Consider the following 18,522-nt stretch of genomic DNA (forward strand, 5'->3'; position numbering starts at 1 on the left):
AACGTTCCGCATCAGCTCGCGTACAAGGCGGCTTCGGCGGCCCGCCGCCTGGTCAGCCCGGGCAGCACCTTGCCCGCGGCCTTGTTCCACCGCCCGAATTGCTGTGCCGCGCCGGCGAAATCCCCGGCCTTGTGCAGCTTGAGCAAGGTGCTGCTCGACAGGTTGCCGACTCCGACATTGTAGGCGAAGCTCACCAGCGCATCGAACTGGTGCTGGCTCGTCTGCGCCGTGCCGAGCACCGCCGCGACCTTGGCGGCGAAGCTGGTCATGTCAGCGGTCAGTCGATCGTCGCATTGCTGCTGGGTCCAGACCACGCCCTGCTTGACGTCGGCGCCGGTCGTGCCCCAGCCGATCGTCCACGGATCGCCACCGGTCCCCGGATCGGGGTAGGCGGCAAAGCTGCCGTCCGCCTGTTTCTTCGCGCAACCTTCGAATTGCTGGATCAACGCGATGCAAGCTGGACCTGGCGTCATGAAAACCTCCCCCGAAGTTGAGTACTATTTGTGCATCACTTGATCGGCGCTGACCATCGTCTTTGTGCTGGGCGCAGTTGCGGCGCGGGCCGCGGCGCGACTAAAGGCGGCCTATGGCCAAGCAACGCGCCGATCAGATGCTCGTCGACCGCGGGCTCGTCGAAAGCCGCACCCGCGCGCAGGCGCTGATCATGGCCGGGCTCGTCTTCCATGGCGATCGCAAGGTCGACAAGCCTGGCCAGCAGCTCGCCGAAGACGCGGTGCTCGACGTCAAGGGCCGCGATCATCCCTGGGTGTCGCGCGGCGGGATCAAGCTGGCGCACGCGCTCGATCATTTCGGCTGGGACGTGACCCACGCCGTGGCGATCGACGTCGGCTCGTCGACCGGCGGCTTCACCGACGTGCTGCTCAGCCGCGGCGCGGCACGGGTCTATGCGGTCGACAGCGGCACCAATCAGCTCGCCTGGAAATTGCGCCAGGATCCGCGCGTCACGGTCCACGAACAGACCAGCGCGCGCATCCTCACCGAAGCGCACATCCCCGAGCCGGTCGACCTGATCGTCTGCGACGCCAGCTTTATCGGCCTCGCCAAGGTGCTCGAAGTCCCGTTCCGCTTCGCCAAAGCGGACGGGCGGCTGGCGGCTTTGATCAAGCCACAATTCGAGGCCGGGCGCGGCGAAGTCGGCAAGGGCGGGGTGGTCCGCGACCCCGCGATTCACGACCGCGTCTGCGGCGAAGTCGCCGATTGGGTGGCGGCGCAGGGCTGGCGGGTGCTCGGCATCACGCCGAGCCCGATCACCGGCCCCGAAGGCAATGTCGAATTCCTGATCGGGGCAGTGCGGGGATGAGGGATCAAGCTCCTCCCCGAGCGAGCTCGAGGAGGGGGACCGCCGCCGAAGGCGGTGGTGGAGGGGCGCCGCGCAGCGGCGTGGTCTTCGCGGTGAGAGTCCGCGCCTTGCGGCGCGCCCCTCCACCAGCCTGCGGCTGGTTCCCCTCCCCGAGCGGCTCGGGGAGGAGTTGCAAATCGCGGTCCTCACCCCTCGCTTCGCCCATCCCCCTCCCGATCCCGCGGATAATGCCGCGCCAGCGGGAAGGGCGGCAGCCACGCCTCGCGGCGGACGGTCCAATTCTCATAGTTCGGCACGAATCCGTCCGGCGCATCCAGCGTCCCCAGATGCACTTCCACCTCGTCGCCGAAGCGCGCGAATACCGACGATCCGCAACGCGGGCAGAAATGCCGCCCGGCATAATCGCGGGTTTCGCCTTCCACGGTCACCGCCTCCTCCGGAAAGATCGCCGCCGCGAAGAACAGGGCGCCGTGATGCTTGCGGCAATCGAGGCAATGGCAGAGCCCGACCCGATACGGCTTCCCGCGCGCCACGATCCGCACATCGCCGCACAGGCAGCCGCCCTTGACCTGATCCACGCCATTTCCTCCGATCCGATGTCCGATTTTCTAACAACGATCGGTATCGCGACCCGGCGCCAACGTCTTTGCGACTGCGCAGACTTTGGATTAGGGGATCGTTCCGGGGGCGGCGCGTGTTTCACGCGTCGACAAGGGAGAACCGGGTTGAGAGAGATCGCGTCCAAAGGTCAGTTGCGCCTCGCCTATTTTCGCTGGGCGGTGGTGACGGTCCCGCTCATGCTGCTGCTCGGCTTCGCCTCGGGCAAGCTCGCCCCCAGCGGCGACGAGAATCCGTGGTTCGTCCAGCTGGTCAAGCCCGAGATCATGCCGCCGGGCTGGGCCTTCGGAGTCGCGTGGACGATCCTCTATGCCATGATGGGCCTCGCGCTGGCGCTGGTGATCAACGCGCGCGGCTCGCGCGGCCGCGGACTGGCTTTGCTCGTGTTCGTCGTCCAGCTGGCACTCAATCTCGCCTGGACCCCGGTATTTTTCGGGCTCCACAAGGTCGATACCGCGCTGCTGATCATCGGCGCGCTGGTGGTGCTGGTGCTGGTCACGATCCTGTTGTTCTGGCGCGTGCGCCGGGTCGCCGGGCTGTTGCTGGTGCCGTATCTGGCATGGCTGGGCTTCGCCTTCGTGTTGCTCTACCAGATCGACGCGCTCAACCCGAATGCCGAAAGCCTTGTACCTTCGCGCACGGTTGACCAGATAGAGATCCGCTGAAGTTCGTTTTAGGAAGCCCGAGATGCAGACCGACAACCGCCTGTTCGACGATTTCGTCAAGTTCGTGAACGGCGCGGCAGGCACCGTCGCCGGCATGGCGCGCGAGGCCGAAGGCGTCACCCGCGAGCGTGCGCGCGAATGGATCGGCGGACTCGATTTCGTGGCGCGCGACGAGTTCGAGGCAGTCAAGGCGATGGCCGTGGCCGCACGCGACGAGAATGACGCGCTCAAGGCGCGCCTCGACGCGCTCGAGGCCAGGCTCGCCGCCCAGCCCGCCAAGGCCCCCAGGACCCCGAAGGCAGAGATTTGAACGCACCGGTTAACGACCGTTTGTCCACAGTTTTTCGACAGGGTTGCCAACCGCGCGCTTGTGCCTCCGGAACACGATTGGCAGGATTTTGTTCAGCCAATCACGGCGCGTGGAGTTAGGAATGTTGGACGAGGCCGAATTCGACCGCGACGACGCCGCGCCGATCGACATGCTCGAGAATTATTTCGCGGCGCATGGCTGGTCCTATGAGCGCGAGGACGACGAGATCGTCGCCAAGTTCAAGGGCAGCTGGACCGAATATGAGCTGCGCGCGATCTGGCGCGAGGACGATGGCGTGCTGCAGTTCCTCGGCTTCCCCGACATCCGCGTCGCCGACGATCGCCGCGCCGCCGTCTACGAGACGATCGGGCTGGTCAACGAGCAGCTGTGGATCGGCCATTTCGAACTCTGGTCGGCGAGCGGCATCCTGCTTTTCCGCCACGCCGCGATGGTCGACGGCGCCGAAAAGACGCTCACCCTCGATCAGGCCGAATTGCTGGTCGAAAGCGCGATCGACGAGTGCGAGCGCTTCTACCCGGTCTTCCAGTTCGTTCTGTGGGGCGGCAAGACTCCACAGGATGCGCTCGCCTCCGCGCTGATCGAGACGCAGGGCGAAGCGTGAGCGCCGCCGGGCCGCTGCGGCTCTGGCTGGTCGGTTGCGGCAATATGGCCGGGGCGATGCTGCAGCAGTGGATCGCCAGCGGCACGGTCGCGCCGGAGAACGTCTTCGTCGTCAATCGCCACGATCGCGAACTGCGCGAGGGAGTGCGGCAGGGCAGGGCCTTTCCAGACGAGCCCGCGCCGGATTTCGTCCAGCTCGGCGTCAAGCCCTACCAGCTCGACGATATTGCGGATTTGATGCGGTCTATGCCGTCGGGTGTGCCGCTGGTCTCGATCCTCGCGGGTGCGGACGTCGCGACGCTTTCCGAGCGCTTCCCCGGCCATCCAATCGTCCGCGCGATGCCTAATCTGCCGGTCGCGCTCGGCAAGGGCGTGGTCGCGCTTCACGGTGCGCGGGTCGACGGGATCGATGCACTGATGGCGCCGCTCGGGTTGGTCGAGTGGATCGAGGACGAGGCGCTGTTCGACAACGGGACCGTGCTGTCCGGTTGCGGTCCGGCTTTCGTTTATCGTTTCATCGACGCGCTCGCCCAAGCGGGCACCGCGCTCGGCTTCGCGGCGGAGCAGGCGCAGCGGCTCGCGATCGCCACGGTGGAAGGCTCCGGCCTGCTCGCGGCACAGGCTGATGCGCCGCCCTCGGTCCTTGCCGATCGCGTCGCCAGTCCCGGCGGGTCGACCCGGCAGGGTCTCAATGTGCTCGATCGTGACGATGCTCTGAAGGCGCTGCTGCACGAGACGCTTGCCGCTTCCGCGAGACGTACCGCCGAAATGGCCGCCGAAGCCCGCGGATAGACTTTGTTCTCCTTTTGTGCTATGTTGCGCGATGCTCTTTGACATCGTCGGATCGCCGTTGATCTCTACGTAACTTTGTTGCGGGATCGCGCAACAAAATGGCCGAATTGCCGTGCAAACCGTGAAATTGGACGCGGCAAATCCTATTCGGGCACTCCGCGCCGGAACGCCCGCCGCGCCGGTTTGTTTTGCTTCCGACTCACATTCATGGAGGCGGAAGATGACGACCACGACAGCGACGCGCGACAAGCAGGGACGCTTCACCGGTTCGAAAGCCTCGCGCGGCGGCGGCAATCTCGGCATGGTCGCGGGCGCGGTCGCGGGTGGCGCGGCGCTCGGCATCCTCGCGATGTTCGGCCGCAAGGCGGCGGTGCAGGCGCCGACCGCGCTGGCCGGCAATTGGGACGAGGCGCTCGTCGTCGAGCATCAGGCGACGCTCAAGGTGTTCGACGCGATCGAGGCCACCGACGAGCATAATACGATCAAGCGCTCGATGCTGCTTACCCACCTCAAGCATGCCTTGCTCAAGCATGCGGTCGAGGAAGAGAATGTGATCTATCCGGCGCTGCGCGAGATCGGCCAGCGCGAGGCCGCCGATGCGCTCACCAAGGAGCACGGCTATGTGAAGCAATATCTCTACGAGCTGGAGAATATCCCCAACGCTTCGCCCGACTGGATCGCCAAGGTCCGCGAGTTCCGCGCCGACATCGAGAAGCACATGCAGGAGGAGGAGATGCACCTCTTCCCGATGCTGCGCACCCAGCTGTCCGAAGAGCGCAACAAGGCGCTCACCGCGACGATGAACAAGGAAGGCTTCAAGGTCGCCTGATCGCTTGTGCTCCTGCGAAAGCAGGAGCCCAGAATTACAAGAACTGGATTCGCGGCTCTGGGCTCCTGCTTTCGCAGGAGCACGGGGCTACTATCTTCCCGAAACGCTCTTGCGCTCGCTCTCCGGCATCAGCCCCTCGAGCACCGCCCAGAATCCGCCGACCGCGCCCTGGCCGGCGCTCGAATAGGCCGCGGACATCTTCTCGCGCAGCGCCTCGAACAGTTCGGCCTCGAGCGCGGCCCCGGTGTGGGTCAGCCGCAACAGGCGCTGGCGCCGGTCGCGCTCGCCGGTCCGCGTCTCGACCATCCCGCGCTCGGCCAGTTCGCCCAGCACGCGGCCAAGCGATTGCTTGGTGATCCCGAGGATCGCCAGCAAAGCGCTCACCGTCAGATCGGGCTGGCGCGCGATGAAATAGAGCGCCCGGTGATGCGCGCGGCCCAATCCCTGCTTGGCCAGCCCGGCATCGATCGATCGGGTGAGGTTGGCATAGCCGAAATAGAGCAGCTCGATGCCGCGGCGGATCTCGGGCTCGCGCAGGAACAGCGGCGAGGCAGGAATTGGGGCAGCCATGTTGACCATTCTAGCCTCACGGCCTAGTCCTCCGCAACCCGGTCCGGTGCTCGGCCGGCAGAGTCTGGAAGGGTGCAATGCAAGACGCGACGATCCTGGATTTCGAGTTCGAGGCGCATGCCAGCCCGGTGGCCGAAGCCGACCGCGCCGCGCTCCTCGCCAATCCCGGCTTCGGCAAGATCTTCACCGATCACATGGCGGTGATCCGCTACACCGCCGGCCAAGGCTGGCACGATGCGCGGATCGAGCCGCGCCGCCCGATCCAGCTCGATCCCGCCTGCGCCGTGCTCCATTACGCGCAGGAGATATTCGAGGGGCTCAAGGCCTATCGCATGCCCGATGGCGGCGCGACCCTGTTCCGCGCCGACGCCAATGCCCGCCGCTTCGCCGAGTCCGCGCGGCGGATGGCGATGCCCGAGCTGCCCGAGGCGCTGTTCCTTTCGTCGATCCGCGAGCTGGTCCGCACCGATCGCAACTGGATCCCCGAGGGCGACGGCGCCTCGCTCTATCTGCGCCCGTTCATGTTCGCGAGCGAGACCTTCCTCGGCGTGCGCCCCGCGCAGGAATATCTCTACATGGTGATCGCTTCGCCGGCGGGCGCCTATTTCAAGGGCGGCGCGCCTTCGGTCACGCTCTGGGTCTCGGAGCATTACACCCGTGCCGCGCCGGGCGGCACCGGCGCCGCCAAATGCGGCGGCAATTACGCCGCGAGCCTCGTCGCGCAGGCCGAGGCGATCGGGCATGACTGCGACCAGGTCGTGTTCCTCGATGCGGCCGAGAATCGCTATGTCGAGGAACTGGGAGGGATGAACGTCTTCTTCGTTTTCGAAGACGGCTCGATCCAGACTCCGCCGCTCACCGGCACGATCCTCCCCGGCATCACCCGCGAATCGCTGCTGGCGCTCGCCCGCGACACCGGAGTGACCGTGCGCGAGGAACGCTACAGCCTCGACGAATGGAAGGCCGATGCCGCCAGCGGCCGGCTGCGCGAGGCGTTCGCCTGCGGCACCGCCGCGGTGGTCACGCCGATCGGCCGGGTGCAGGGCCGCGGCTTCGACTTCACGATCGGAAACGGCGGTCCGGGCCTGCTGACCGAGCAGTTGCGCGAGCGGCTCGTCTCGATCCAGCGCGGAACTTCGCCCGATCCGCACGGCTGGGTTGAAAGGCTCTTCTAAGGCCCTATAAGCCCGCTTCCCGTTGGGGCGTCGCCAAGTGGTAAGGCAGCGGCTTTTGATGCCGCCATTCGCAGGTTCGAATCCTGCCGCCCCAGCCAGGAACCAGATCCGGGCCTGTTCGCGGGTCTGGCCGGCGCGCTACCGCCGGCCCATTCCCGCTAGAACTGGAAATTCACCGCCAGCGCGAAGGTCCGTCCGAAGGTGGAAGTGTACAGCGGATCCTGCCGATTCGTGTCGGTATAGAGATTGTTCTGCTCGTTGGTGATGTTGGACACTTCGGCGATCAGCTTGAGGTTGTCGGTGAGGTTGTACGAGGCCGAGGCGTCGAGGAAGACGGTCTTGCTCGCGCCGTTGGCGTCGCTGTCCTGCGGGCCCGGAATGCCGGTGAGATAGGCTGCGCGGTAATTGACGGTCGAACGGATGCTGAAGCGCGAATCCTCATAATAGAGCGTCCCGCTCGCGGTTTCGGGTGACAGCCCCACCAGCGGCGCGGTGCGGGTTCCGCCGCCCGCGACGATGTAGTCGATGTTCGAGCGGACCCGGGTGAAGTTGGCGAGCGCGCCGAAGTTCTTGAGAATGCCCGGCAGGAAGCGGAAGGGCAGCTGCAGATTGACTTCGAAGCCCCGCAGCGGGCCGCCTGGCGTATTGTTGACGCGGGTGATGCTGAACTGCTCGTCCACCGTGACGCCGCTGCCGGCACCGATCAGCAGCGAGCTGGGCAGTCCGAGGTCGCGGAAGGGCACCAGCACCGGCGGAGTCGTCTGGATATAGGTCTCGATGTCCTTGTAGAAATAGGCGAACGATAGCAGCGAGCCCGGGGCGAAATACCATTCGAGCGCGGCGTCGAACGTGTTGGCGCGGATCGGGTCGAGCTGGGGATTGCTGAACGAGCCGGTGCGGATCGCGACGTTGACGTTGCCGCTTGGGGTCAGCTGGCCATATTGCGCGCGCGACATCACCCGCGCGAGCGACACGCGCCCGATCAGGCTCGGGGTCAGGTCGACCGCGACGTTCAGCGCCGGCAGCCAGTCGTCATAGGTCCGCTCGACGGTCGAGATCACGCCGACCGTGGGGAATTGCGATCCGGCCGGTGCGGCGGTGGGGATCGTACCCTCGGTGTGGAAATCGGTGTGGACGTAGCGGACGCCGGCGTCGCCGCGGATCGAGAACGGCATCATGTCCTTGGTGTCGAACTTCACCATCAGATAGCCCGACGTGTATTTCTCGCGCACCGTGGCATAATAGCTGGCGCATTCCACGCCGCAGAACTTGTACGTGCTGTCATAGTTCACTGCCTGGCGGAACTTGTCCGGGTCGATCGCGGCGAAATCCTGCATGTTGCCGCCCAGATTCTTGGCGACCCCGCTGGTCACGAAGGTGATGCTGCCGAGCGAGACGCCGCTGGGCAGCGTCATCGGCAGGCGCTGGGTCGGAATCAGGTCGAACTGGCGCTGCGTATAATTGCCGGTGCGATATTGCCCGCCCATCTGCACCGTGAAGCCCGGCGCCGCCTTCCATTCGGTGTTCAGCTCGAAGGTCTTGTTGAGGATCGTGTTGGTGCGGTCGAAGTTCGAGATCTGGCCGCGCTGGTCGCCGGTGGGCAGCGGCGGGCCGTATTGGAAGATCGACGGATCGGCGATGTCGACGCCGTAGCCGAGCTTGGGAATATTGCCGCCGTCGCGGAAGTCGATCGAGAAATTGTCGGTGTCGTTCGAATCCATCGCGACCTGCAGGCGATTGACGTGCAGCTTCGACTCCGAGACGCCGGCGAGCCCGTAGACGCGGAAGCTGTCGCTGAAGCGGTGGTCGAGATTGAAGTTCGCCTGGCGGAAGGTCGAGGTGAAATGCTCGTCCTGCATCTCCGAGCGCAGGTCGACGCCGTCCCACAGCCCATAGATCAGCGAGCCGTTGTCATCGACCTCGATGTCCTTGATCGACATCATCGGCTGGCCGTTGTTCGACGCGGCGCGGCCCATCGAGCGCGCATCCAGCATCGTGTCGAGGCGATCGACCTTGAAGCGTGCGTACAGTCCGTCGATCGAGATGTCGGTCCGGTCGCTCGGTTTCCATTGCAGAGTCAGCGATCCGGCCAGGCGCTCCTGGTCCTGGCTCGATTTCACCGGGCGCGGCAGGCGCGGCAGGAACACGCCACCGCCGGGCCGCCCGGACACGCCGGTGCGGCTCATGATATAGTCATAGGCTTCCTTGGTGCTGGTCCGGGGATTGCCGGCCGAGCAATTGTTCGCATCTGCGCCGACCGAATTGCCGCTGTTGGCGAAGCCCGTCCGCGGGCTGTCCACGGCGACGCCGTTCCAAGTGTAGCCGACCGGCGTGCAATAGGGGAACAATATGTTGGTGGTCGTCGCCGCGCCGGGCGCCGTCGGCACGGCCTGCGACAGGCCGGCGACATAGGAGGGCAGTATGTCGACCGCGGAATAGGCATATTCGACGATGTGGCGCCGCGAATAAGCGACGCTGCCGAGCACCCCGAAGGTGTCGCCGAACTTCTTCGAGACCAGAGCGGACAGCCGCGGATCGGCCTTTTTGGAGATGTCGTTGTAGATCCCCCGCGCGGTGGCGGAGAGGGTGAAGTCCTTGCTCGAATCGAACGGCTTGGGTGCACGCAGGTCCACGGTCGCGCCCAGCGAACCTTCCTCGACATCGGCCGACGTCGTCTTGCGTACCGACAGCGACGAGAAGATCTCGGTCGGGAAAGTCACGAAATCGAACGAGCGGCCGCCGGCGACGCCGCCCCGGATATCGGTGCCGCTGACCTGCGACACGCCTTCCATACCGTTGATGCGTACCCGGGTGAATTGCGCGCCGAGCCCACGGACCGAGATGTTGCGCCCCTCGCCGCCGTCGCCGCGCGAGAGCGCGACGCCGGGGATGCGCTGCATCGACTCGGCGAGGTTGGAATCAGGGAATTTGCCGATGTCCTCGGCGACGATCGAGTCGACTGCGGCAGTCTCCTCGCGCTTCAGGTTGAGCGCGCTATTGAGCGAAGCGCGGAAGCCCTGGACGACGATCTCCGATTCCGGCGTGCCGATATCGTCCTGCGGCGGGGCCGGGTCGACACGTGCCGCGTCTTCGGCCTGAGCCGGCGCCTGCCCGGCCACCTGGCTCGCCGCGGGCGACGCCAGAATGAGGCTCATCAAACTCGTCGAAATCAGCAGTCCACGCTTGTTGCGCCGGTCGCAGTTCACATCGCCTCTCCTGATAGGTCCAGACGCACCGGCGATCACCGCCAGACGTTTGGCGCCGGCAATCGACTTTGTCGTTCTGCCGGCGATCCGATCGGTATCATCGCCCTCGATTTATGACAATAGTGGCCTGACACAATCACATTATGTGGCATGACCATACAGCGGCGTGTGCCGACATGCCAAAACAGCGGACGTTACCGTCTCAAAATATGAACTATTATCTCATGTCTTGCCAAGCGCTGACCCGTCACCGCTAAAAATGTCTGACAACCTATTGCACGTGGTCTGACCACAAATTATTGATCGCGCAGAACGGGCCGCTTGCGGTGATAAATGGGCGGTTGCGCCACGAGGGAGGTCGGAGACACGCGCCGGCCGGGCTCTCGCAGAAAAGGATGAGGGAAGCGCCATGGCTAAGGGGATTGCATTTCTGGCCCGGGCTACGGTGCCGCTGTTGATCGCGGCTTCGGTTCCCGCGGCCGCGCAAAGCCAGGCGCAATGGCGCGACATCACCCCGCGCGCCGGCCTGGCCGGCTGGCACACGGCGGGTGGAAAGGCCGGCTTCGAGGTGGCCAATGGCGAACTCGTCGGGCGCGCCGCGCCGGGTTCCACCAACAGCTGGCTGGTGTCCGACGTGCAATATGGCGATTTCATTCTTGAGTTCGACGCCAGGACCGACAAGATGCTCAACTCGGGCGTGATGATCCGCGGGCAGAGTCGGCCCGATTATCGGGGCGGCGCGGTGCACGGCTATCAGGCCGAGATCGATCCGTCGGCGCGCGGCTGGAGCGGCGGCATCTATGATGAGCAGCGCCGCCAATGGCTCTACACGCTCGGTCGCAACGACGCGGCGCGCCGCGCCTTTCGCTCCGGCGACTGGAACCATTACCGGGTCGAGGCGGTCGGCAATCGCCTGCGCACCTTCCTCAACGGCGTTCCGGCGGCCGACATCGCCGACGACACCGACGCGCGCGGCTTCATCGCCTTTCAGGTCCACGCCATCTCCGACGTGGAAGCGCGGCGGCAGCCTGAAGTGCGTTTCCGCAACGTGCGGGTCATCACCGAGGCGCCGGCGCGCTTCGCGTCGCCGGCGACGGCGCTGGAGCAGCAGGGATGGCTGGCCAACCGGCTGACCGACGCCGAGCGGCGCGAAGGCTGGAAATTGCTCTGGGACGGCAGGACGACCCGCGGCTGGCGCAGCGCCAAAGCGGCCGACTTTCCGAAAAAGGGCTGGTCGATTCGCGACGGGATCTTGTCGGTTGATGGCGCGAACGGTGCCGAATCGACCAATGGCGGCGACATCATCACCACCGCCGATTACGAGAATTTCGAGCTGTCGGTCGATTTCCGGCTGACGCCCGGCGCCAATAGCGGGATCAAATATTTCGTCGATCCCGATCTGCTCAAGGGCGACGGCTCGGCGATCGGGCTCGAATTCCAGTTGCTCGACGATGCGCGCCATCCCGATGCCAGGATGGGCCGCGACGGCAATCGGACGCTCGGCTCGCTCTACGACCTCATCACCGCGCGAAACCTGTCCGATCCGGATAGCGCGAACAAGCGGTTCAACCCGCCCGGCGAGTGGAACCGCGCGGTGATCGTCGTGCGCGGCCGGCACGTCGAGCACTGGCTGAACGGGTTCAAGGTGGTCGAATACGAACGCGGATCGCCCGAATTCCGCGCGCTGGTCGCGCAGAGCAAATACGCCAAATGGGCGAAGTTCGGCGAATGGGAGCGAGGCCCGATCCTGCTGCAGGATCATGGCAACCGCGTCGACTTCCGGTCGATCAAGCTGCGCGAACTCGGAGGGCGATAGGATGGACCGTCGGACGATGATCAAAGGCGCGGGCGCGACGCTGGGCATGGCCGTCAGCGCGCGCAGCTATGCGCAGATCAAGGGCGCCAACGATCGGCTGCGGGTGGCGGTGATCGGCGTGAACGGGCGCGGGCAGGCGCATATGAGTGCCTTCACCAAGCTGCCGAACGTCGCAGTCACGCATCTGGTCGACGTCGATTCGCAGGTGCTGGCAAAGCGCGCCGGCGAGTTCGCCGCCAAGGGCAATCCTGCGCCGCAGACGGTGCACGATTATCGCCGGATGCTCGACAGCAAGGCGGTCGACATCGTCACCGTCGCCACGCCGGATCACTGGCATGCCAAGCTGGCGGTCGACGCGATGAATGCCGGCAAGCATGTCTATCTCGAAAAGCCGATCGGCATGGCGCCGGCGGAGGGCGAGGCGCTCATCGCGGTGCAGGCGCGCACGCGGCGCGCTCTGCAGGTGGGCAACCAGCAAAGGTCCAGCGCGGAGACGCGCCAGCTCGCCGACCGCATCCGCGCCGGCGAGCTGGGCGAGGTCTATGAGGCGCAGACCTGGTATGCGAACAACCGGGTTTCGATCGGCCGCGGGCATGAGATGGCGCCGCCGGCGCATCTCGACTGGGATCTGTGGCAAGGCCCGCGCCCGCGCGGCCCCTATCGCTCGAATCTCGTCCCGTACAATTGGCACTGGTTCTGGAAGTACGGCACCGGCGAGACCTGCAACAATGCCATGCACGAGCTCGACGTGGCGCGCTGGCTGATGGGCCTCGCGTTTCCCAGCACGGTTTCGGCGCGCGGATCGCGGCGCTTCTTCCGCGGCGACGATTGGGAGATGTACGACACGCTCGCGCTCGATCTGACCTATGGCGACGGCCGCATCATTCGCTGGGACGGCAACAGCTGCAACGGAATGCTGCGCTACGGTCGCGGCCGCGGCGTACTATTCCTCGGGACCAAGGGGTCGGCGATCGTCGATCGCAACGGGTTCGAGATGTTCGATCTGGCGGGCAAGCAGACCCGCAAGGTAACCGCAGCCGCCAGTTCGGAAACCACCGGCACGGTGGGGGAAGGCGCGCTCGACGTCTATCATGCCGGCAATCTGGTCGATGTGATCCGCGGCCGGGAAAATGCGCTCGCCTCGCCGATTCGCGAGGGGCATATCAGCACGTCGCTTTGCCACCTCGGCAACATCGCGTATCGCACCGGTGCGGTGCTGTCGCTCGACGAGTCGACCGGCAGGCCGTCGAGCCCCGAGGGCATGAAATTATGGTCGGTCGACTATGAGCCCGGCTGGGAGGTCAAGGCCTGAGGCAGATGGCGATCACGACCCATGTCGAGCGGTTCCTCGCAATGGGCACCCGGATTGAGTTGCACCTGTTCGGAGCGGTGGAGGAAGCCGCGACGTTCGAAGCACGTCGCGCGATCGAGGCGGTCGACGACGCCCTGACCATTCACCGTCCCTCGCCCGCGACGTCGCTCAACGAGTGCCTGATGGCGGGTCGCGAGGCGGCCGTGGACGACCCCGTGCTGTTCGATGCGCTGGTCGAGATCGAGGCAGCCCGGGAATCCACGCTGGGGCTGTTCGATCCGGCGGCCGATGCGCGTATCGCTGCGGGCTGGAATTCGGTTTCCTTCGATCGGGACAATGCCCGGATCAGGGCCTCCAGGCCGGTCGGATTCGACTTTGGCGGCTTCGGCAAGGGTTTCGCACTCGACCGGGCATGCGAAAAGCTGCGGAGCGCGGGCGTCGCGTCGGCCCTGCTGTCGGCAGGCGAGAGCTCGATCGCGGTCGTCGGCGCACATCCGCTGGGCGGCGGGTGGCCCTTTGCGATCCCGCATCCGCTGCAGCCCGGGCATGTCCTGGTCGAGCTCGAACTATGCGATGAGGCGCTGTCGATTTCGTCAACGGTCGGCCCGGGAACGGATGCGCCCGGGCGTGCCGCGATGATCCGTCCCGCCGACGGTACGGTCGTCACCGGCCGGCGCTCGGTGGTTGCGGTGGAGCAAAGCGGCGCCCGCGCCGAGATGATGAGCACGGCATTGCTCGTCGCTGACGACACGCAGGCACGCCGCCTGCTCGAAGGACGGCAGAGGCGGTGCTTCCTGTTTGATTTCAGTCGCGAGGCTGCGATGGCGGTTTCGCCAGTGGAGATGAGTGCAACATGATCGACAAGGATTTTGACCTGACACGACGGTCGTTCATCGATCATGTGCTCAAGGCGTCGGCGGGGGCGGGGATGGCCGCTGCCGCGCCCTGGGCCGCCTTTGCCGCCGGAACCGAGCCCTTGGCGACCGATCGCGTGCGGCTCGGCGTGATCGGCACTGGCGATCGCGGACGGACGCTGATCCGCAACATCGCGAAGACCCGCAACTGCGTCGTCGCCGCGCTCTGCGACGATTACGCGCCGCATCTGGCGCGGGCCCGCGCCCTGGTGGATCCCGCCACGCCCGTTTTCGCCGATCATCGCGCGATGCTCGATGCGGGCGGGCTCGATGCGGTCGTCGTCGCGACGCCGCTCCATGTCCATGCGCGCCACACGCTCGACGCGTTCGATGCCGGCCTGCACGTCTGGTGCGAAAAGGCGATGGCCCGGACGATCGCCGATTGCAGCCTCATGGTGAAGCGCGCGCAGGACAGCCGCAAGGTCCTGCAGATCGGCCATCAGCGCATGTTCAATCCCACCTATCTGAATGCGCTGCGCCGGGTGAAGGCCGGCGAGATCGGCCCGCTCATCCAGATCCGGGCGAGCTGGCACCGCAACAATAGCTGGCGCCGACCGGTCCCCGCCGACAGCAACGACCGCCGGATCAACTGGCGCCTGTATCGCGAGAGCTCCGCGGGGCTGATGACCGAGCTGGCCACGCATCAGCTCCAGATCGCGAGCTGGTTCCTCGACGCGGCGCCGACCCGGGTGATCGGATCGGGTAGCCTCTGTTTCTGGAAGGACGGCCGCGAGGTCTACGACCATGTCGCTCTGGTCTATGAATATAGCGGCGGCCGGAAGCTGGTCTGGACCTCGCTGCTCAACAACGCCCGCTATGGTTGCGAGGAGCAGATCCAGGGCAGCAAGGGCACGATCGAGCCCGAGCTCGGCCGGATCTTCAAGGAGAATCCGCCCGGCGTGCGGGCGCTTCGTCAGATGACGCAGGACATCAAGGACGGCCAGAAGCGCCCCGTGCCGATCGGCGGCGCGACCTGGTTCCCCGAGCTGCCGGTGACGACGCCCGGGGAATCGCTCGGATGGGGCGAGTTCGACGAGACGATGCTGCAGTTCGAAGCGTTCGGCGAGGCAGTGCGCAGCGGGAAGCCGCTGCCGGGGCTGCTGCACCAGGCCTATCTCGCCAGCGTGGCGTCGCTGATGGGCGAGCAGGCAATGGACAGCGGCAGGCCCGTCGACTGGCCATCCGCGCTCGTCAATGTCTAGCGCCAGTGCAACTACCCCCTAGCGTTGCAAGCTGAAGACCAGCGATCCGCTATAGATGCCTGCCGCTCTTGCGGGCTGGCTGGCGGGTCCGGTATCGGCCGGAACGACGAATTTCGAGCCGATCGCGGGGATCGCGTGCAGGAACGAAAGGTCGCCCGCCGGGAATTCTGCGGAGGTGTTGATATGCCCGAGCTGCGGCGTGCCGACCCGCAAATAGAGATCGGGTGCGGACGTTGAGACCGCCCAAGGTCCGGCCGTGCTGTTGAAGCGCGCCCAGCGCAGGCCCGAAAAATAGCCCTGGAACTCTGGATAGGTATCGGCGCCCGGACGATCGACGGCGTTGCCCGCTTCTCGAACTCCCAGCTCTGCCCCGCGCAACCGGTTCTGCCACACCCGATACGGCCCTTTGCCGAGGCTGCGCACCGAAAGGATGCGGTCCTCGGGGTGGTCGAAAGTGATTCCGTGATAAAGGTAATCCCCGGACAAGGCGTAGCTGTAGTCGAGCTTCAGCGAACCGTCTGCGCGCAGGGTCCAGCGCAGGGCGTCGAGACCGCCACCACCACGGCTTTCGAGCCACGCCTCCCTGGTGCCAGTTGCGGGATCGCGGCTCTCGCCGGTGGTGATCACGGGCTTCTCCGCGCGGGGCGCGGCGAACCGATCGGCTTCGAAACCGATCCGCAAGCTCTTGAGCGGGACTATCCGGCCGGTCTGGCTGGTCGGCGCCGAATAGCGCAGCGCTGCCACCATCTGCGGCGCGAAGATATAGCGGTTGCCGTCGCCGGCGCGGCGAGTGCTGTCGTAGATCGTCTTCCAGCTCCGGCCGTCGGGCGTGATCTCCAGCTTGAACCCGGCATAGCTGTCGGTCTTCTCGATCGCGAGGTCGATCTCGATGACATCGGCCATTTGCGGCGTCTTCAGACGGCGGAACGCGCTTCCGGCATCGCCTTCGAGCAGCTGCCACTGCGGCTCGCCGGTTCGGGGGCGTGCGAAGACGAGGCGCGGGCCGTCGGCGAGGTCCAGCGTCTTGCCGTTACGCCCGATGCGCCGAAGCAGGCCCGTCGCGGAATCGAATTCCGCCTTCACGCCGTTCACCGACAAAGCGATCTCGCTTTGCCCGGTCGCCACCACCGGGCTTCCCGACGAAGCCACCAGGGGGAGCATTGCCGGCGCAAGCGGCCAGCTCCATGTCCAGATGTCGCGATTGTCGGTACCGGTCGCCGTCAGCATCAGCGCGTCTGCACGGCGCCGATCCTTCGGCAGATCCAGCTTCAAAGCGCCTTGCCCGTGCGGGGCAATCGCGGGGCCAGCCGTTTCGCCTTTCGCCAGCACGATCGGTGCGGTCCCCTTGTCGTTCATGCCCGAGAAGCGAACGAGCTTCCACGCGAAGCGGACCTCGGTCAGCGAAGTGAAGTCGTATCCGTTGCGGATGTTCAAGGTCCCGTCGAAATCGGGGCCGGTCGCGGGGGCTTCGATCTGCACGGGCGACCATAGGTCGCGGACCGCGAAGTAACTGCCTTCCTTTTCGTGGTTGGGGCCGACGATACCGTCGGGGGCATAGGTGCTGAAACTATCGATGCTGCCGTTGCGATCGGTACGGGCGATGCCTTCATCGGCAAAGGCCCAGATGAACATGCCGGCGCCGACGGGGGAGGCGGACAGGGCTTTCCAATAATCGTCGAGCCCCGCGCCCGCGCCGCCATCGTACAAGGCATGCAATATCTCGGTCGGCATCAGCAGGTTTTTGCCCGCCAGCCGGCGGGTCAAATCGGCATAGTTCGAATAATGCTTGGTATCCAGATCGTCGTGCAGCTCCCACGGGTGTAAGACGCGGCGGTTCTGCGGATCGTGGAGCGCGAAATCGCCGTCGAGATCGCGATTGAAGCCGCCTTCATTGCCGTTGTCCCAGAACAATATGCTCGGGTGATTGACGTCGCGCTCGACCATCTCGCGGACCAATTGGCGGCCGATCGCGGTTCCATGCGCCTTTTGCCAGCCGCTCAATTCGTCGAGGACATAGAGGCCGAGCTCGTCGGCCGCCTCGAGCAACGCCGGGTCGGGCGGGTAATGCGACATGCGCACGGCGTTCATGTTCATCGACTTGATCAGCCGCACATCGGCCCAATTGTCCTCGTCGTTCAGCGCACGTGCGGTTTCCGGCCGAAAGCTGTGCCGATTGACGCCTTTCAGAAGGATGCGCTGGCCGTTCAGATAGAGGCCGTCGCCCGGACGAAGCTCGAACGTGCGGAAGCCGGAGCGCTCGGTCGAGGCGTGAACCGCTTCATCGCCTTTGAAGAGAGTCAGCCGCAGCGAATAGAGATTGGGTGTCTCCGCGGTCCACAGCCTCGGCGCTTCCACCCGGCTCGCGATCCGCAGCTTGCCCGCGCCGCCGGCGGGTACCGCCCTTGAAAAAGAGGAGCCGACCGGCTTTCCGCTCGAATCGACTATCTGCGCTTCGACCCGCGTAGCTACCTTGTCGCCCGCGATCCGCACATCGGCGGTGAAGCTGCCATCCGCACGGGCGTCGATGGCGACATGGTCGATCGCCTCGACCGGCGAGACTTCGAGCCAGACCGGGCGGAAGATGCCGCCGAACACCCAATAATCCGCAGCGCGCTCGGCGCGATCGGTCAGCAAGTCGGCGGAAGCCTTGGAGACCTCGACCTCGACCAGATTCTCTTCGCCGGGCTTGAGCATCGCCGTCACGTCATATTTGAAGCGATAGAAGCCGCCCTGATGGACGGGCCCCGCCGCGATGCCGTTCACCTTTACCGCCGCGTCGGTCATCACCCCTTCAAATACCAGGCGGACGCGCTTGCCTTTCAATCCGGCGGGCGGCGTGAAGCGAAGCGTATAGAAGCCACGTTCGTCGCTGCGGCCCGATCCCTGGTCGCCATAGCTATAGGTCCCGAAGCCGTGCTGCTCCCAATTGGACGGCACCGGGATGGTGGTCTTCTCTCCCGCGCGGCGGCCCCCGGTGACGGTGAAGCCCCACGGCCTGGCATCTTTGGGTCCCTTGCCGGAGAGGTAAATCCGCTCGGTTTCCGGAGCATCGCCGGTCTGGGCGGAAGCAGGACACGCCATCAGGAAAAGGGCCGTCACGGCCGCAGCGTTGCGGCCCGAAAGTCTGATGAACATGCCCGCTCCCTATCCGATACCGCATGGCGAGGACCA

At 65.7% G+C, this 18,522-nt stretch carries 16 protein-coding genes and 1 tRNA gene; 12 read left to right on the top strand and 5 right to left on the bottom strand.

Going from position 1 to position 18,522, the window contains the following annotated elements; all coding sequences use genetic code 11:
- Positions 1 to 11: 11 nt before the first annotated feature.
- Positions 12 to 473 (bottom strand): lysozyme, encoded by a 462-nt coding sequence (locus Q9Q95_RS14895; protein WP_306097926.1) that lies wholly within the window; start codon positions 471 to 473, stop codon positions 12 to 14.
- A 113-nt stretch (positions 474 to 586) separates the two neighbouring features.
- On the opposite strand from Q9Q95_RS14895, the gene Q9Q95_RS14900 reads away from it, so the two are divergent.
- Positions 587 to 1,321: a TlyA family RNA methyltransferase gene (locus Q9Q95_RS14900; RefSeq protein ID WP_306097927.1), complete on the top strand. Its 735-nt coding sequence runs from the start codon at positions 587 to 589 to the stop codon at positions 1,319 to 1,321.
- A gap of 185 nt (positions 1,322 to 1,506) precedes the next feature.
- On the opposite strand, the gene Q9Q95_RS14905 is transcribed toward Q9Q95_RS14900, so the two are convergent.
- Positions 1,507 to 1,899: a GFA family protein gene (locus Q9Q95_RS14905; protein WP_306097928.1), complete on the bottom strand. Its 393-nt coding sequence runs from the start codon at positions 1,897 to 1,899 to the stop codon at positions 1,507 to 1,509.
- 147 nt (positions 1,900 to 2,046) lie between these two features.
- On the opposite strand from Q9Q95_RS14905, the gene Q9Q95_RS14910 reads away from it, so the two are divergent.
- The 5 genes from Q9Q95_RS14910 (at position 2,047) to Q9Q95_RS14930 (ending at position 5,156) form a co-directional block, all read left to right on the top strand.
- Positions 2,047 to 2,604, top strand: coding sequence for a TspO/MBR family protein (locus tag Q9Q95_RS14910; RefSeq protein WP_306097929.1), 558 nt, complete (start codon positions 2,047 to 2,049; stop codon positions 2,602 to 2,604).
- Between the two features lie 22 nt (positions 2,605 to 2,626).
- Positions 2,627 to 2,914, top strand: coding sequence for an accessory factor UbiK family protein (locus Q9Q95_RS14915; RefSeq protein ID WP_306097930.1), 288 nt, complete (start codon positions 2,627 to 2,629; stop codon positions 2,912 to 2,914).
- A gap of 121 nt (positions 2,915 to 3,035) precedes the next feature.
- Positions 3,036 to 3,536, top strand: coding sequence for a YbjN domain-containing protein (locus tag Q9Q95_RS14920; protein WP_306097931.1), 501 nt, complete (start codon positions 3,036 to 3,038; stop codon positions 3,534 to 3,536).
- Positions 3,533 to 4,327, top strand: coding sequence for a pyrroline-5-carboxylate reductase (locus Q9Q95_RS14925; protein WP_306097932.1), 795 nt, complete (start codon positions 3,533 to 3,535; stop codon positions 4,325 to 4,327). The genes Q9Q95_RS14920 and Q9Q95_RS14925 overlap by 4 nt, the downstream gene beginning before the upstream one ends.
- 220 nt (positions 4,328 to 4,547) lie before the next feature.
- Positions 4,548 to 5,156 carry a hemerythrin domain-containing protein gene (locus Q9Q95_RS14930; protein WP_306097933.1) on the top strand — a complete coding sequence of 203 codons (609 nt, stop codon included), beginning with the start codon at positions 4,548 to 4,550 and terminating at the stop codon, positions 5,154 to 5,156.
- A gap of 90 nt (positions 5,157 to 5,246) precedes the next feature.
- On the opposite strand, the gene Q9Q95_RS14935 is transcribed toward Q9Q95_RS14930, so the two are convergent.
- A complete protein-coding gene (locus Q9Q95_RS14935) occupies positions 5,247 to 5,726 on the bottom strand; it encodes a helix-turn-helix domain-containing protein (RefSeq protein ID WP_306097934.1) in 480 nt (159 codons plus the stop codon).
- 77 nt (positions 5,727 to 5,803) lie between these two features.
- On the opposite strand from Q9Q95_RS14935, the gene Q9Q95_RS14940 reads away from it, so the two are divergent.
- Both Q9Q95_RS14940 and Q9Q95_RS14945 read left to right on the top strand, forming a co-directional pair.
- Positions 5,804 to 6,901: a branched-chain amino acid aminotransferase gene (locus Q9Q95_RS14940; protein ID WP_306097935.1), complete on the top strand. Its 1,098-nt coding sequence runs from the start codon at positions 5,804 to 5,806 to the stop codon at positions 6,899 to 6,901.
- Positions 6,902 to 6,924: 23 nt separating this feature from the next.
- A tRNA-Gln gene (locus Q9Q95_RS14945) sits at positions 6,925 to 6,999 on the top strand.
- 60 nt (positions 7,000 to 7,059) lie between these two features.
- Here Q9Q95_RS14945 and Q9Q95_RS14950 read toward each other — a convergent pair.
- Positions 7,060 to 10,056 carry a TonB-dependent receptor gene (locus Q9Q95_RS14950; protein ID WP_306097936.1) on the bottom strand — a complete coding sequence of 999 codons (2,997 nt, stop codon included), beginning with the start codon at positions 10,054 to 10,056 and terminating at the stop codon, positions 7,060 to 7,062.
- Between the two features lie 460 nt (positions 10,057 to 10,516).
- Here Q9Q95_RS14950 and Q9Q95_RS14955 point away from each other — a divergent pair, with 460 nt between their 5' ends.
- Genes Q9Q95_RS14955 through Q9Q95_RS14970 form a run of 4 tightly spaced genes read left to right on the top strand, consistent with a single transcriptional unit; the run spans position 10,517 to position 15,351 of the window.
- Positions 10,517 to 11,923 carry a DUF1080 domain-containing protein gene (locus Q9Q95_RS14955; RefSeq protein WP_306097937.1) on the top strand — a complete coding sequence of 469 codons (1,407 nt, stop codon included), beginning with the start codon at positions 10,517 to 10,519 and terminating at the stop codon, positions 11,921 to 11,923.
- Position 11,924: 1 nt separating this feature from the next.
- Positions 11,925 to 13,235, top strand: coding sequence for a Gfo/Idh/MocA family protein (locus Q9Q95_RS14960; RefSeq protein WP_306097938.1), 1,311 nt, complete (start codon positions 11,925 to 11,927; stop codon positions 13,233 to 13,235).
- 5 nt (positions 13,236 to 13,240) lie between these two features.
- Positions 13,241 to 14,092 carry an FAD:protein FMN transferase gene (locus Q9Q95_RS14965; RefSeq protein WP_306097939.1) on the top strand — a complete coding sequence of 284 codons (852 nt, stop codon included), beginning with the start codon at positions 13,241 to 13,243 and terminating at the stop codon, positions 14,090 to 14,092.
- Positions 14,089 to 15,351, top strand: coding sequence for a Gfo/Idh/MocA family protein (locus tag Q9Q95_RS14970; protein ID WP_306097940.1), 1,263 nt, complete (start codon positions 14,089 to 14,091; stop codon positions 15,349 to 15,351). Before Q9Q95_RS14965 ends, Q9Q95_RS14970 begins: the two co-directional genes overlap by 4 nt.
- A gap of 18 nt (positions 15,352 to 15,369) precedes the next feature.
- On the opposite strand, the gene Q9Q95_RS14975 is transcribed toward Q9Q95_RS14970, so the two are convergent.
- Complete coding sequence (locus Q9Q95_RS14975) at positions 15,370 to 18,486, bottom strand: glycoside hydrolase family 2 TIM barrel-domain containing protein (protein WP_306097941.1); 3,117 nt, start codon at positions 18,484 to 18,486, stop codon at positions 15,370 to 15,372.
- Positions 18,487 to 18,522: the final 36 nt, after the last annotated feature.

Origin of the sequence: Sphingomonas sp. DG1-23, from assembly GCF_030730875.1 — a bacterium.
Classification (GTDB): domain Bacteria; phylum Pseudomonadota; class Alphaproteobacteria; order Sphingomonadales; family Sphingomonadaceae; genus Sphingomonas.